16 protein-coding genes are annotated in these 14,829 nt (G+C 58.8%); all 16 read right to left on the bottom strand.

Annotation, left to right across the window (positions count from 1 at the left end; translation table 11 throughout):
* Positions 1–236: 236 nt before the first annotated feature.
* Complete coding sequence (locus VGC33_RS22715; protein WP_331123050.1) at positions 237–1,226, bottom strand: IS110 family RNA-guided transposase; 990 nt, start codon at positions 1,224–1,226, stop codon at positions 237–239.
* A 300-nt stretch (positions 1,227–1,526) separates the two neighbouring features.
* On the bottom strand, positions 1,527–2,834 hold the full coding sequence (locus VGC33_RS22720) for an NAD(P)/FAD-dependent oxidoreductase (RefSeq protein WP_331123037.1): 1,308 nt from the start codon (positions 2,832–2,834) through the stop codon (positions 1,527–1,529).
* 177 nt (positions 2,835–3,011) lie between these two features.
* Positions 3,012–3,554, bottom strand: coding sequence for an alpha/beta hydrolase YcfP (gene ycfP, locus VGC33_RS22725; RefSeq protein ID WP_331123038.1), 543 nt, complete (start codon positions 3,552–3,554; stop codon positions 3,012–3,014).
* A gap of 38 nt (positions 3,555–3,592) precedes the next feature.
* Positions 3,593–4,636, bottom strand: coding sequence for a beta-N-acetylhexosaminidase (gene nagZ, locus VGC33_RS22730; protein WP_331123039.1), 1,044 nt, complete (start codon positions 4,634–4,636; stop codon positions 3,593–3,595).
* A 66-nt stretch (positions 4,637–4,702) separates the two neighbouring features.
* Positions 4,703–5,530 (bottom strand): phosphotransferase, encoded by an 828-nt coding sequence (locus VGC33_RS22735; RefSeq protein WP_414636980.1) that lies wholly within the window; start codon positions 5,528–5,530, stop codon positions 4,703–4,705.
* A 19-nt stretch (positions 5,531–5,549) separates the two neighbouring features.
* A complete protein-coding gene (gene lpoB / locus VGC33_RS22740) occupies positions 5,550–6,131 on the bottom strand; it encodes a penicillin-binding protein activator LpoB (RefSeq protein ID WP_331123040.1) in 582 nt (193 codons plus the stop codon).
* Positions 6,132–6,152: 21 nt separating this feature from the next.
* Complete coding sequence (locus VGC33_RS22745; protein ID WP_331123041.1) at positions 6,153–6,530, bottom strand: YcfL family putative periplasmic lipoprotein; 378 nt, start codon at positions 6,528–6,530, stop codon at positions 6,153–6,155.
* A 43-nt stretch (positions 6,531–6,573) separates the two neighbouring features.
* Positions 6,574–6,924 (bottom strand): purine nucleoside phosphoramidase, encoded by a 351-nt coding sequence (gene hinT / locus VGC33_RS22750; RefSeq protein ID WP_331123042.1) that lies wholly within the window; start codon positions 6,922–6,924, stop codon positions 6,574–6,576.
* Between the two features lie 152 nt (positions 6,925–7,076).
* Positions 7,077–8,513 carry a PTS glucose transporter subunit IIBC gene (gene ptsG, locus VGC33_RS22755; RefSeq protein WP_331123043.1) on the bottom strand — a complete coding sequence of 479 codons (1,437 nt, stop codon included), beginning with the start codon at positions 8,511–8,513 and terminating at the stop codon, positions 7,077–7,079.
* Between the two features lie 315 nt (positions 8,514–8,828).
* Positions 8,829–9,626, bottom strand: a complete 798-nt coding sequence (locus tag VGC33_RS22760; protein WP_331123044.1) for a metal-dependent hydrolase — start codon at positions 9,624–9,626, stop codon at positions 8,829–8,831.
* Between the two features lie 11 nt (positions 9,627–9,637).
* Positions 9,638–10,642 carry a DNA polymerase III subunit delta' gene (holB, locus tag VGC33_RS22765; protein WP_331123045.1) on the bottom strand — a complete coding sequence of 335 codons (1,005 nt, stop codon included), beginning with the start codon at positions 10,640–10,642 and terminating at the stop codon, positions 9,638–9,640.
* On the bottom strand, positions 10,639–11,280 hold the full coding sequence (tmk, locus tag VGC33_RS22770; RefSeq protein WP_331123046.1) for a dTMP kinase: 642 nt from the start codon (positions 11,278–11,280) through the stop codon (positions 10,639–10,641). Before tmk ends, holB begins: the two co-directional genes overlap by 4 nt.
* Positions 11,270–12,286 (bottom strand): endolytic transglycosylase MltG, encoded by a 1,017-nt coding sequence (gene mltG, locus VGC33_RS22775; RefSeq protein ID WP_331123047.1) that lies wholly within the window; start codon positions 12,284–12,286, stop codon positions 11,270–11,272. The genes tmk and mltG overlap by 11 nt, the downstream gene beginning before the upstream one ends.
* A 12-nt stretch (positions 12,287–12,298) precedes the next feature.
* Complete coding sequence (pabC, locus tag VGC33_RS22780; protein WP_331123048.1) at positions 12,299–13,099, bottom strand: aminodeoxychorismate lyase; 801 nt, start codon at positions 13,097–13,099, stop codon at positions 12,299–12,301.
* Between the two features lie 81 nt (positions 13,100–13,180).
* Positions 13,181–14,422 (bottom strand): beta-ketoacyl-ACP synthase II, encoded by a 1,242-nt coding sequence (gene fabF, locus VGC33_RS22785; protein ID WP_331123049.1) that lies wholly within the window; start codon positions 14,420–14,422, stop codon positions 13,181–13,183.
* Positions 14,423–14,504: 82 nt separating this feature from the next.
* Positions 14,505–14,741, bottom strand: a complete 237-nt coding sequence (gene acpP / locus VGC33_RS22790; protein ID WP_011410921.1) for an acyl carrier protein — start codon at positions 14,739–14,741, stop codon at positions 14,505–14,507.
* Positions 14,742–14,829: the final 88 nt, after the last annotated feature.

The raw sequence follows: 14,829 nt of genomic DNA on the forward strand, positions 1-14,829 counted from the left end.
CAAAATGAAATATTTTGGTATGCGATAGCGCCAATTTGGGAGAATTCCTAGGGGATTAAGCGACATTACCAGCAGGTTATGCTAATGGTAAGCGCCATTTATATATACTGCCGTATAAGGGAGGCCCGCCAACGCCGGGCTCTAAGCAGACGTGTTAAAGGGAGAGCGTGCCAATGGGGTCGAATCGGGCGTGGTGTTTTCGCCCGACCGAGTAACCGTCTTGCAGGTCAACTGTTTTAGCCGGCCACCATCCCATAATTTTTATCATATGGCTGCTGCGTATGCAGCACGCCATAACATAAATGGACCAGTTTCCTCATCGCTGCGCCTACCGCCAACATCTTCGCCTTGCCCTTTAACAGCAACCGCTCATAGTGGGCTTTTACATGGCTATTATGTCTGAGGGCGGTTATTGCTCCCATATACAGCTTTGCCCGGATGGCCGATGGCCCTATTTTCGACAGCTTCGCCCTGCCACGCACCGAGGTTCCTGAACGACATTCGACCGGGATTACCCCAAGATACGCCGCCACCTGTTCCGCGCGCTTAAAATTATTTCCCCGGATTATTGTTAACATGTTCCAGCCGATTTGTTCTCCCACACCATCAATCGACTTCAATAATTTCAGGTCATTCTTTAACCCAGGATGCTTGTCTATATGCTCTGCTATCAAGCGCTCAATCCTTGCCAGCTCTTCCTTTAAATTCAGCTCAATCGAATCCAACGACTCCACGACTTCTTTCGGTGCCGCGGTTGACTTCAGCGTGTCCAGGCGATTGCCTGTACGTTGTTTATCACTGAGCAGGCTATCCCGGTGTTGCAGCAACGCTTTGAGTTTTCTTATTTCTTGCGCAGGCGGCGTCCAACTCTCCGGTTGTTTTAAGCAGCCATAACTCGCCAGAACATAGGCATCAACCCTATCCGTCTTGGTAAATATCCCCATTCCTTTAGCAAATTCACGCACCCGATGAGGATTTATCACGGATACCAGAATGCCCGCCTGATGAAGACCATAGGCGAGATGTTCGTGATAAATACCGGTTGCTTCCAAGATAATGTGGGCCTGGCTCGGGTCACGCTTTTGTACCGTTAACCATTGAGCCAGAGCCTGTGCTGAGTTGAGGCCATTGGGTAAACTTTTAGTCTTCCGCTTACCTTTGATGCCATCCGTTAGCAAACACACATCGACTGAGCGCTTACTGACATCAATACCGACGTAATACATCATGATATCTCCTTTCACAGAAGCCATCACGCCCGTTTCCCTTGTACATTCAGAGTCAATGCTCTTGCAGAGTCAATGCTCTTGGTAACCGTTCAATGTTAATGCTGGCGTGAAAGGTAAAGCAGAGGGCTTGAACTCGAACACAAGGTTTTATATCCTTGGCGCCCCATTGAAGCTCACTCTGCTTCATGTGGTGATAGCTAATCACCACATCAGGAAAGATACAAGTGCCCCATGGCGCGGTAGGCCCGCCAACACCGGGCTCTAAGCAGACGTGTTAAAGGAGAGCGCGCCTCATTCTCAATGGAGTTTCAGGTGCGGGCGAATCACGCGGTTAATCCGCCCCACCAGCACGATAAGCCCGGTCTTGAACAGACCGTGCAGCGCCACTTGATGCATACGATATAGCGAAATATACACCGCGCGGGCAATCCGCCCTTCAATCATCATGGAACCGCGCATCAGGTTACCCATCAGGCTGCCCACGGTGCTGAACCGGGACAACGACACCAGGGAACCGTGATCCTTGTACACATAAGGTTGCAGTTCACGGCCTTTTAACAGCGCCAGGATATTACCGTAGGCCCGGGTCGCCATCTGGTGCGCGGCCTGGGCGCGCGGCGGCACAAACCCACCGGAGGGTTGCGGACAGGACGCACAGTCGCCGAGAGCGAAAATCGAGGCGTCGCGGGTAGTCTGCAGGGTCGGCGCCACCACCAGCTGATTGGTGCGATTGGTTTCCAGCCCGGCGATATCCTTGAGAAAATCCGGCGCCTTGATACCCGCCGCCCACACCATCAGTTCCGCCGGGATAAACTCGCCGTCCTTGGTGGTCAGGCCGTCCGGTTTGGCGCTGGTCACCAGGGTCTTGGTCAGGACCCGGACGCCCATTTTACCCAGCTCATGGTGGGCTGATGCGGAAATACGCGCCGGCAGCGCCGGCAGGATACGCTCCCCCGCCTCGACCAGGGTCACGTTCAGCGCCTGGTTATCAAGACCTTTAAACCCATAGCTATGCAGTTCCTGCACCGCGTTATGCAATTCGGCCGACAGCTCCACGCCGGTGGCGCCCCCGCCGACGATGGCGATATTAACCCGCTCGTCCGCGCCGTGCGGCTGGGTGGAAAACTTCAGGAACAGGTTAAGCATTTCATTATGGAAACGCTGGGCCTGCGCGGGGTTGTCGAGAAAAATGCAGTTTTCCTTAACCCCGGCGGTGCCAAAGTCATTGGACACGCTGCCAAGCGCCATCACTAATATGTCATAGTGCAACTGGCGTACCGGCACCAGCAGATCGCCGTGCGCATCGCGGATTTCGTCCAGCTGCAACGTCTTCTCTTCGCGGTTGATATTGCTCAGGCTGCCCATCTGGAAAAAAAAGTGATGATTACGGGCATGCGCCAGGTAGCTGATGGCGTCCACGCCTTCATCCAGCGACCCGGTCGCCACTTCGTGCAGCAGGGGCTTCCACAGATGGCTATGGTTGCGATCCACCAGGGTAATCTGTGCCTTTTTACCGCGCCCCAGAGCGGAGCCCAGACGAGTGGCGAGCTCCAGTCCACCGGCGCCGCCGCCAACGATAACAATTTGCTTCAGGGGTGATGACAAAATAGCCTCCAAATGTAAACCAATCGTTAACTAAGAGTAAAATAAATACCCTTATAAAACACGTGGTTACGCTAAACTAAACTGCTGTTGCAGCAAGATTACCATGTTGGGTCATTTGGTCATACCAAAATTGATATAAATCAATTTCGCGGCATGCGGGCGGACGGCGCGCGGCGCTTAACCCAGCGCCTTAAAGCTTTGGATGCGCAGCACATGCGGAGAGATATTCTTGAACTTATGGCTTTGCGCCTCGTCCCAGATAATCTCATAATACGGCGCCAGCAGATCCGCGCTGCGGCGGTTGTCCAGGGCCTCATCGTTGCGCGAAAGCAATACCAGGCAGCGGTCGCGGTTTTTTTCGCGGAAATTCGCCACGCACTTGGTGGCGATATCCACGTATTCTTCCGGACGATCGATTTTTCCCGGCATATTCTCATGCGGGAACAAATTCGGATTAACAATCACCTGGCGCAAGTCGCACAGGAACCCAATGCGCTCAGCCCAGAAGCCGCCCAGCCCGACCCCGCAAATCAACGGACGCTCGTCATCGGTCAACTGCTGCATCTTGTCCACTTCTTTTAGCAGATGCTGCATATCGTGGCGCGGGTGACGGGTGCTGTAGCTTATCAGCCGGACGTCGGGATCGATAAACTGGAGCTGCAGCACTTTTTCATGATTACCGGGACTGTTGGAATCAAAACCATGCAAATAGATAATCATCACTATCCTCATCGCTAAATAAGTCCGGCCGCTGAACGTCAGTGGTCCGGGAATGCTATCCGCCGCTGTTTCTCCTCGGCCCACTGCGCGCCCAGCAGCGTCAGCTGTTGATGAATTTGCCGCCAGCGCGCGGATCCGAGCAGTTCTTTACGGGACATGACTCCCCGATGGTATAACGTCTCCAGGCCGTCGACTTTGATCGGTGACAGATTATCCAGCACCTTGATGGCACCCGGGCGGTTATTGCATACCAGGATCATATCGCAGCCGGCGTCCAGCGAGGCCTGGGCGCGTTCGGCGTATCCCCCCATTACCGCCGCGCCTTCCATGGATAAATCATCGGAAAATATGATGCCGTTAAAACCAAGCTCCCGGCGCAGGACCGTCTTTAGCCAAAAAGCGGAACCGCTTGCCGGCGAGGCGTCCGCCTCGGTATACACGACATGGGCGGGCATGATAGCGTCCAGCGCGCCGCGCCCGATAAGCGTGGTAAAAACGTGCATATCCCGGGCGCGAATCTCATCCAGGGGACGGCCGTCGACCGGCGTCTCCTTATGCGAGTCGGCGGTCACCGCCCCATGGCCGGGAAAATGCTTGCCCGTGGCCTTCATGCCGGCCTGATGCATACCGCCGATAAAGCTTTCCGCCAACCCGATGGCCGGCTCCGCCTGATGATGGAAGGCGCGCTCGCCGATGGCCAGGCTGCCATGGCCGATATCCAGCACCGGCGCAAAGCTGATATCAATATCCATGGCGGTGATTTCCGCCGCCATCAGCCAACCGGCGTCCCGCGCCAGGGCAATCGCCTCCGGCATGGCGCGCAGCGCCGCAAAGGACTGGGCGGCGGGCAGGAGGGTAAAGCCTTCACGAAAACGCTGCACCCTGCCCCCCTCCTGATCCACCGCCAGCACCAGCCGCTGGCGGGAGGCGCGGCGGATTTGCCGGATAAGCGCCGACAGCTGGTCGGGATCGTGGTAGTTACGGGTAAAGATAATTACGCCGCCCACCATCGGGTGCTGCAATATTTCACGCTCTTCATTATCCAACTCATAGCTGGCGACATCTAACATCAATGGACCCACGACTACCTCTGACTGTAATTTCTTTTCGACCACCCGAACACCCGCCGCCGTCAAGCGCCGGCAGCGTTAGAATGATAATCCAAATCCGCCCCGCAGCGGCGCCGCGCGCCGCAAAAAGTGCCGTTGGCGCGTTTGCCGCCAGCGGACTTCGTACCACATCAACATCAGGTAATCGACCCACGGCGCCCAGGCGTCTATCCGCCGCCGGATTACCGCCGTGGCATAGCCGGGGGCGCTGGCCTGGTATGCCCGCAGGAAATCGGCCTGCTGGCGCCGGTCCAGCCCATTGCCGCGAAACAGCGCCGCCAGCTCCAGGGCGATATCCCCGTCACCGGCGTATTCCCAGTCAATCAATTGCAGCCCGCCGTCATGACCACACAGCACATTACCGGGGTGGATATCCATATGCAACGGCGCGCAGCGCAGCGGCGCGGGCATGTTGGCGCGCATAAACCGCTGCTGCAGCCGTAGCCAGGCCGGAGAGCGCCGCGCCGGGTCGCTGGCCTGCCAGTACGCGGCATACCGGGCCCGCAGGGCAATAGGATAGCCGTGGCGCGGCCCGCGATGCAATTGCGCCAGCAGCGCGGCAAGCTGTCCGCCGGCAACCGCCGTGCGCCAGGCGGCGGGCGTCAGGCACTCACCCTCCAGCCAATCCACCAGCAGCCATTGCGCCGTGCCGGCAAGGGGTTTTGGCGCCGGGATACCGGCGGGCAAGCGCCGCAGCAGACGATATTCCCGACGCCGGTCCACGCCCAGCAGTCTTTCAGACGGCGTGGCTTCCCGCGCCAAAAGGTCCAGGCCCGCCGCGCGGACACGCCGGCTGGCGCCGGTCAGGCCTTCGAGCCGCGCCATCCCCGGGTCTATCGCCTGCCCCGGCGGCAGCACCCGCGCCAACAGCGCGTCGAGGGTCTGGCTATTCCTGCGCAATTCCTTTGCCCGACCAGACAATCTCGCCGGACTGCACCAGCATCAACTGCATCTCGATGTCAGGCAGCTTTGCATCGCCGTTGGCGTCGCTGTAAAGCACATATTGCGCATTCAGGTAACGCGCCAATCCCACCGCCTTGCTGCGCGATTCCAGGCTATCGTCCACCGACAGTCCCAGGGTTTGTTTAGCCGCCGCCATCTGATCCTGGCTGATGATGGTAAACGTCTTATCCGATGCCAGGGCGCCGTAGAGCGCGGCGGTGGCCTTACCGGTCTGTAGGCTGCCGTTGGTATTGTTTTTCATGCTATTGATTAACAACACGCTGCCGGGGGCGATCCCCTGCGCGCCAAGCATTTGCTTAACCAGCGGCGCCACGCTCGCCGGCCAGTCCAGCGTCCTCAGCTTCGGCGGCTGCGGTACCGGCTGCGGCTGTTGCGGCACCGGCGGGGGCGTGGGTACCGGTTGGGCCGGTTCGATGGTGGCGGGGGGCTGTCCAGGTTCCGGCGCGCGCGTCGGACATCCGGTCAGCACCAGTGCGGCTAACACGACAAAGAGGTACTTTTTCATCATCCGTTACTCAAACATTGGTTACAAAAAAAGATAAAGGCGCACACGCCTGGCTTCCAGATTCCCGCTGATGGATTCCACGCTCACCTCGGCTCCCGGCGGGATCACCAGCGTACGGGTGACGGGAAAAGGCAGTACATCCAGCCCCTGCGGGTCATACCAATAAAACCGGTAATTGACGGTGACGGCATGATGCTGTCCGTTGCCGATGGCGGCGGCGGCGCGCCGGCGGCCCTGATCGTCGCTGATGGTGGGCGCTTCGGCGGTAATACCTGCCGTCAGCACCGACGGATCCATGACCAGCGTCTGTCGATCGTTAATCATCAGCGTTTTAGTCTCACTGGCGGTACATCCCGCCATAAGCAACAGTATGGCTAAAAACGGCGGCGCAAAACGCATAAGCCTCCCCGATCGCTTGTGGGCGCGATGGCGCTGTAGACTCTCAAAAATTCACCAGCGGGCCGAGCGCCCTGCCGCCGAGAAGGTGCATATGCAAGTGGTAAACTTCCTGTCCGCCGTGGCGGTTGCAATTGACTATCAGGCGAAAGCCGTCCTCGGCGATGCCTTCCTGTTCGGCAATCCTGGCGGCGGCGGTAAACATGCGGCCCAGCGCCGCTTCATGCGCGGCGGTAACGTCGTTGACGGTGGGAATAAGGATATTGGGCACGATAAGGATATGGCTTGGCGCCTTGGGGGTAATATCGCGAAAGGCGGTGACCAGCTCGTCTTGGTAAACGATTTCCGAGGGTATTTCCCGGCGAATGATTTTACTAAAAATGGTTTCTTCAGCCATGACATCTTTCCTTGTATCAAAACAGGTGAGTGCATGGAGTATGAGCGACTTATCCCTCTTTTTTCAACCTTGGGATGGTTTTATTACATCATAAGCCGACAAGCGGCAACAGGAGGCTTTCGCCTCCCTTGCCTATTGCGGGGATCGGGTCATCACGCCATCTGGCGCATATATTCATCCATATCGGTTTTCAGGTTGTCCGATTTGGTGCCGAAAATCGCCTGCACCCCTGAACCGGCCACCACCACGCCGGCCGCGCCCAGCTGTTTCAGCCCCGACTGGTCCACCTTGGAGATATCCGCCACGCTGATGCGCAAGCGGGTAATACAGGCATCCAGGTTGGTGATATTGTCCCGGCCGCCGAAGGCCCTGACCAGCGCCCCCGCCATTTCAGTGCCGCCCTGCGTGACCTGTTGGGCGCCGGCCGCTTCACGACCCGGCGTTTTCAGGTCCAGTTTGACAATCAGTACCCGGAAAATCGTGTAGTACACCAGGCCGTAGATAATGCCCACCACCGGGAACAGCCAGATGCGGCTGCTGTTGCCGCTCAGCACCACGAAGTCAATCAGGCCGTGGGAGAAGCTGGTGCCGTCACGCATGCCGAGCAGGATGCAAATGGGGAACGCCAGGCCGGCCAGGACGGCATGGATCACATACAGGATGGGGGCCACAAAAATAAAAGCAAATTCAATCGGTTCGGTAATACCGGTCAGGAACGCGGTCAGCGCACCCGAAATCATGATGCCGCCCACTTTGGCGCGGTTTTCCGGTTTGGCCGAATGCCAGATGGCGATCGCGGCGGCCGGCAGGCCGTACATCTTGAACAGAAAACCACCGGACAGCATGCCCGCGCTGGGGTCGCCCGCCATATAACGCGGAATATCGCCATGAAACACCTGGCCCGCGGCATTGGTATAGTCGCCTACCTGCATCTGGAACGGCACATTCCAGATGTGATGCAGGCCGAAAGGCACCAGCGCGCGCTCCACCAGGCCGTAGATACCGAAAGCCACCACCGGGTTCTGGTACGCCGCCCATTGCGAAAAGTCCTGTATAGCCGACCCGATCGGGGGCCAGATAAAGGACAGCACCACGCCGAGCACGATGGCGGCCAGGCCGGAAATAATCGGCACAAACCGCTTGCCGGCAAAAAAGCCCAGGTATTCAGGCAGCTTGATACGGTAAAAATGATTGAACATATAGGCGGCAATGGCGCCGGAAATAATGCCGCCCAGCACGCCGGTGTCGGCAAGATGCTTGGCGGCGATTTCTGCCGCCGGCAGGCCCAGCACCAGGGGGGCCACCACCGCCATGGTTTTCACCATGATACCGTAGGCCACGACCGCGGCCAGGGCGGAGACGCCGTCGTTATTGGTGAAACCCAGCGCCACGCCGATGGCGAAAATCAGCGGCATATTGGCAAAGACCGAACCGCCGGCCTCCGCCATGACATGGGAAATAACGGCGGGTATCCAGCTGAATTCAGCGGAACCGACGCCCAGGAGGATTCCGGCGATCGGTAATACCGATACCGGCAGCATAAGCGATTTACCTACTTTTTGCAGGTTGGCAAATGCGTTATTAAACATAATGATCAGTGCTCCTAATAAAAATACCGGTGCTGCCCGCGCCTTGGCGCGACAGAAATTGCGTTGGCTTAATCTTGTAAACCACTCATGGTTTTATTTATTACGCAGTCTAAAATAAATCGCCGGGCGGGTGTTTGATAACAATCACGTTTCACCGTAACCGGCCGGACGCGGCGCCGAAACTGTGCTCTCCGGCACGTCGGCGACGCCCCGCGCAAACCGTAAACGTCCGGGCGCGGGCCGCGCCCGCTTGATTGTTGCGGCGCAAGGCCGGCGCTTATCCAGGCTGTTTACGCGGCAAGCAGACCTTCGGCCTCAGGCACGGGCCGCAAGGCGCTCGGCATCCACATGGAACAGACGGCCAAAATTTGCGGTGGTGGCCTGCGCCAGTTGTTCCACCGTCACGCCTTTCAGATCGGCCATAAAATCGGCCACATCCCGGACATAGGCCGGCTGGTTTTCCTTGCCGCGGTAGGGCACCGGCGCCAGGTAGGGCGAATCGGTCTCGACCAGCAGCCGGTCAAGCGGCACATAGCGCGCCGCTTCACGCAGCGCCTCGGCGTTGCGAAAGGTGACGATGCCTGAAAAAGAGATATAAAAGCCCAGGTCCAGCAGGGTCTTGGCGGTAGCCGTATCTTCGGTAAAGCAATGCAGGACGCCGCCGCACTCCCCCGCCTGTTCTTCCCGCAGGATTGCCAGCGTGTCCTCGCGCGCCGAGCGGGTATGCACGATAACCGGCTTGTTTACTTCCCGGCCGATGCGGATATGCTCGCGCAGCGCCGTTTGCTGCTCGAGTTTATTGTCCTGCTGATAAAAATAATCCAATCCCGTCTCGCCCAGCGCCACCACGTTATCGCTCGCGGCCAGGCGCTTGAGCTCGGCGAAATCATAAGGCTCGTCCAGGTTCAGCGGATGGACGCCGCACGACATCAGCACCTCTTCGCGCCGGCCGATCAGTTCCTCCATCTTGTGAAAACCCGCCAGGGTGGTGGCGACGGCCAGCATCAGATGCACATCCCGCGCCTTGGCCTTGGCCACCACATCGGCGACATCGCGGTGCAGGGTGTCGTAATTCAACCCATCCAGATGGCAGTGGGAATCAACTAAAAACATGGCATTACCTTTTATAAAGTCCAGGGATGGGTGCGCCCGTCCGGCGCGCCGTTCTCCCAGTTAAGCAATTGATTGGTCAGCAGCAGTTCACGGTTGACACCGGCAATATCCCGCCATTGCCGACGGCAGTGGAGCCACTGATGCATTTGATGATGCAGGGCGCCGGGCTGGAATCGCCCGGCGAGCTCGCCCACCAGAGGCAGTTGATCCTGGTTAAGCATAAATTCCGCGGCGCCCTGTTGCCATTTCAGGGCATCGGCGAGCAGGCTGAGCAGCCAGTATACCGGCTCGTCATCCTTGTCCTTGTTCAACAGCGGCAACAGCTTCAGGAAATCGCCGTCTGCCAGCGCATCGCTCAGGCCAACGCACAGCGCCGCGCGCTCCGCCCACCGGGCCGGCTGCAGCAGTTCAAGGGCGGCGACCGGCGCGCCGCTGGCAAGCCGCAGCGCCGTGCGTGCCTGCTCCTGCGCCGTTATGCCCTGCTGCTGTAGCCATCGCAGGCCGACCGGCTCTTCCGGCGACGGCAAATGCCAGTACAGACAGCGGCTGCGCAAGGTAGGCAACAGGTGCGACGGCTCGCGGCAGCCGAGCAGGAAAAAGGTGCGTTCCGGCGGTTCTTCCAGCGTCTTGAGCAGCGCATTCGCCGCCTGTTCGGTCAAAATTTCGCTGTGCGGCAGCCAGACGACCTTGGCTCCGCCCTGCTGCGCATGGTGGTAGAGCGGGTCGATAATCTGGCGAATATTATCCACCCCCAGGCTCAACCGCCCCTTCTCCGGCTCGGGCTGATAAAAATCGGGATGCGTGCCGGCCAGCATCAGGCGACAGCTGTGGCAATGGCCGCAGCTTTTGATGCCGTCCGGCTGCTGGCAGATAAGCCAGCGGCCGAGGGCGTAGAACAGCGATGCCGCGCCGCCGCCTTTTAACGCATGGATAAGCAAGGCATGATGCCCCTTGCCATCCTGGTATCGGGCGAGGATTTGCCGGTAAGGCGTATTCAGCCACGGGTACCATTTCACGACCGAGGCTCCCGCGCGTGAAGCCAGCCGTCCAGGCGGGCGCGCAGGTCAGCGCTGACCTGCGCCAGAGTCCGGCTGGCGTCGATGGTAACGATGCGCTCGTCCTCCGCGGCCAGGGACAGGTAACGCGCCCGGGTGCGGTCAAAAAAAGCCAGGGACTCCTGCTCGATGCGATCAAGTTCTCCGCGCGCCCTGGCCCGCCGCAGGCCGATGGCCGGAGGCAGGTCGAGGTAAAGGGTTAAATCCGGGCGAAAATCCCCCAGCACCAGATCGCGCAGCGCCGCCAGCAGTTGGGGGTCGACGCCGCGGCCGCCGCCCTGGTAGGCCTGGGAAGAGAGATCGTGGCGATCGCCGACAACCCACGCGCCACGCTCCAGCGCGGGTTTTATTACATTCTCCACCAGTTGGACGCGCGCGGCGTACAGCATCAGCAGTTCCGCCTTATCGCTCACCGGCTCGTTATCGATACCGTCCTTGATCAAGCGGCGCAACGCTTCCGCCAGCGGCGTTCCGCCCGGCTCGCGGGTAAAAACCACATCGGTGATGCCGTGGGCATGGAGCGTTTCCACCAGCACGGCGATGGCGCTGGTTTTTCCCGCGCCCTCAAGCCCTTCTATCACGATGAATTTACTGTCCATGGTTTTCCTTTACACTTTCACGATAGCGCTGCACGGCCAGGTTATGACTCGCCAGGTTGGTGCTGAAAATATGGCCGCCCTTGCCATCGGCGACGAAATACAGATACGAGGTTCTGGCCGGATGCGCGGCGGCCTCAAGCGAAGCCTGTCCCGGCATGGCGATAGGCGCGGGGGGCAGCCCGGTGAACTGGTAGGTATTATACGGCGTTGGCGCCGCCAGGTCTTGTTTGCTGATAGTGCCTTTGTAGTTCTCTCCCATGCCGTATATCACCGTGGGATCGGTTTGCAGCCGCATGCTCAGGCGCAAACGGTTGATAAACACCGAGGCCACCTTGGGGCGTTCGTCCGCCACGCCGGTCTCTTTTTCAACGATAGAGGCCATGGTCAGCAACTCCTCCGGCGTTTTGTACGGCAGCCCCGGAGCCCTATCCCGCCACAGGTCGTCGAGCGTTTTGTCCATCCGCAGCCCGGCGCGTTTCAATAAAGCGACGTCGGTGGTCTGCGCGGTGTAGAGATAAGTATCGGGATAAAAATGCCCCTCAAGCGGGGATGAAGGTTCCCGGCCCAGCAGCCCGGCAATCTGATTCGACGCCACCCCGTCCAGGGTATGTGTCAGGTAAGGCGCCCTGGCCATGATGGCCAGCCATTCCTTAAATGTCGATCCTTCGACAAAACGGATGGAAAACTGAGCTTCGCGGCCGCTGGCCAATAATGCCAGCATCTGGCGCACCGTCATGCCGGGCATAAACCGGTAAGTGCCCGCCTTGAAACTGGCCAGTTCCGGCTCGAGTTGCCACAGGGCCGGCAGCCAGCGGGTGCGCTTGACGATATGCTGCCGGCGCAGCGCGGTTTTCAGCCCTTCCCGGCCGGTGCCGGCGGGCAAGGTGAAAATGGTCTCTTGCTTGATGGACAGCGGCGAGGCCGCGAAGTGCTTGATCTGGTACAGGCAAAACGCGATGCCGGCCGCCAGCAGGATAACAACGACGATAAAAAACGTTTTTTTCATGCAATAACTCAGTTAACAGTTCGGGCTGACGAATTCAAACAGGGTTCTGGCGCAATAGCGACGCTGGGCGATACGGTTGACCGGCAATACCGGCATCAGCGCATTGCATATCATCACCTCGTCGGCATCGTCGAGGGCGTCCGGCGGCGCCTCCACCAGATGCAGGCTGAACGGCGAGGCCGCGAGCAAACCCATGATATGGCGGCGCATCACCCCCGCCACGCCGGCATGGGTCAGCGCCGGGGTGAAGACCTTATCCCCGGTGCGCCAGAAAATATTCGCCGCGCAGCATTCAACGATAAAACCGCGGGTATCCAGCACCAGCGCTTCCCCGGCCGCGGCATCGCGATCCAGATGGGCGCGGATTAACACCTGTTCCAGGCGGTTGAGATGTTTGATTCCCGCCAGCAGCGGGCTGCGGGCCAGCCTGATGGGGCTGGGGGCCAGGTCGACGCCGCTTTCGCGCCAGGCGGCATAATGCGCCGGCGCTTGCGCATGGGACATAATGCGCAGCGGCGCGACGCAGCCGGCCGCGCTATATCCACGGCCACCGCTGCCGCGGCTGATGATTACTTTGAGCACGCCTTGCCGGCGGAGTTCCGCCGCCCGGCGCATTTCGCCGGCCAACAGCCGGCGGTCCAGCGGTGGGAATAACAACCGTTCGCCGGCCTGCGCCAGGCGATCCAGATGGTAAGGCAGCAGATCAATGGCCCCCGAGCGGATACGCGCGGTGGTAAAAAATCCATCGCCGAATTGGGTGGCGCGATCGCTTACGGGCAATTGGCGCCGGGGTTCTCCGTTGATCCAATACATAGTTCACCTGTTACGCGCCCGCCGGTGCGGCAAAGATAAAAAAATGGCCCGATAAACGGGCCATTAGGCATCACTCTACGATTATATCCGGCGGAATACCAGCGAACCGTTGGTACCGCCGAAACCGAATGAGTTACATAGGGCATATTCCATTCCGGGTACCTGACGCGCCTCGTTGGGTACAAAATCCAAGTCGCACTCGTCGTCAGGGTGGTCCAGGTTGATGGTGGGCGGAATCGCCTGGTCGCGCAGCGCCAGAATGCTGAAAATGGACTCTATCGCCCCCGCGGCGCCCAACAGATGCCCGGTCATTGATTTGGTGGAGCTTATCATGACCTTGTAGGCATCCGCGCCGAACACGGATTTCACCGCGTAGGTTTCCGCTTTATCACCGACCGGCGTGGAGGTGCCGTGGGCGTTGATATAGTCGACCCGGGACGGCGCGATGCCCGCGTCGCGCAGGGCATTGACCATGGCCAGCGCCGCGCCGGCGCCGTTTTCCGGTGGTGAGGTCATATGGTAGGCATCGCTGCTCATGCCAAAACCCACCACCTCGGCGTAGATTTTGGCGCCGCGTTTTTTAGCGTGCTCGTACTCTTCGAGCACCATGACGCCGGCGCCGTCGCCCAGCACAAACCCGTCCCGATCCCGATCCCACGGACGGCTGGCCGCCTGCGGGTCATCATTGCGGGTGGACAGCGCGCGCGCGGCGCCAAAACCGCCGACGCCCAGCGGCGTGCTGCCTTTTTCAGCGCCACCGGCCAACATCACATCCGCATCGTTATAAGCGATTATCCTCGCGGCATGGCCGATATTATGCACACCCGTGGTACAGGCCGTCGCCACGCAGATACTTGGTCCGCGCAGTCCGCACATGATGGTCAGGTGACCGGCTATCATGTTGACGATGGTCGACGGCACAAAAAATGGGCTGATTTTGCGCGGTCCGCCATTGACCAGGGCGGTATGATTGTCTTCAATCAATCCCAGGCCGCCGATGCCCGAACCGATCGCCGCACCGATGCGCGGCGCGTTTTCCTCGGTAACCACCAGGCCGGAATCACGCATGGCCTGAAGCCCGGCCGCAATGCCGTATTGTATGAAAATATCCATCTTGCGCGCATCTTTTCGCGAAAGGTAATCTTCACAATTAAAATTTTTTACTAAGCCAGCAAAACGTGTTGCATAGGCAGTAGTATCAAAATGGTCGATCGGGCTGATGCCACTCTGTCCGGCTAGGAGCGCGCTCCACGTAGATTCTACGGTATTGCCGACAGGAGACAACATGCCAAGTCCGGTCACAACTACTCGACGCTTAGACACGCTTGTCCTCCAAGGAGGGAAAATATGACGCTGAGTGGGACAAAAAACTTAGGCGGTCGAATGACCGCCTAGGGATGTTCGCTTACTGCTGGCTTGCCTGAATAAAATCAATAGCTGCCTGAACAGTTGTGATTTTTTCAGCTTCTTCGTCCGGAATTTCTGTATCAAATTCTTCTTCCAGCGCCATTACCAGCTCAACGGTGTCGAGAGAATCAGCGCCGAGGTCATCGACAAAAGAAGCATTATTAACGACTTCTTCTTTCTTTACACCCAGTTGCTCAGCGATGATTGCCTTAACGCTTTCTTCGATAGTGCTCATACTCTTAAATTTCCTATCAAAACTCGCTTTCGCGATGGTTTTCGTAGTGTATAAAATGTTGAAAAAGATGCAACTAAATCCCGGCTGG

Origin of the sequence: Acerihabitans sp. (genome assembly GCF_036398755.1) — a bacterium.
Classification (GTDB): domain Bacteria; phylum Pseudomonadota; class Gammaproteobacteria; order Enterobacterales; family Enterobacteriaceae; genus Acerihabitans.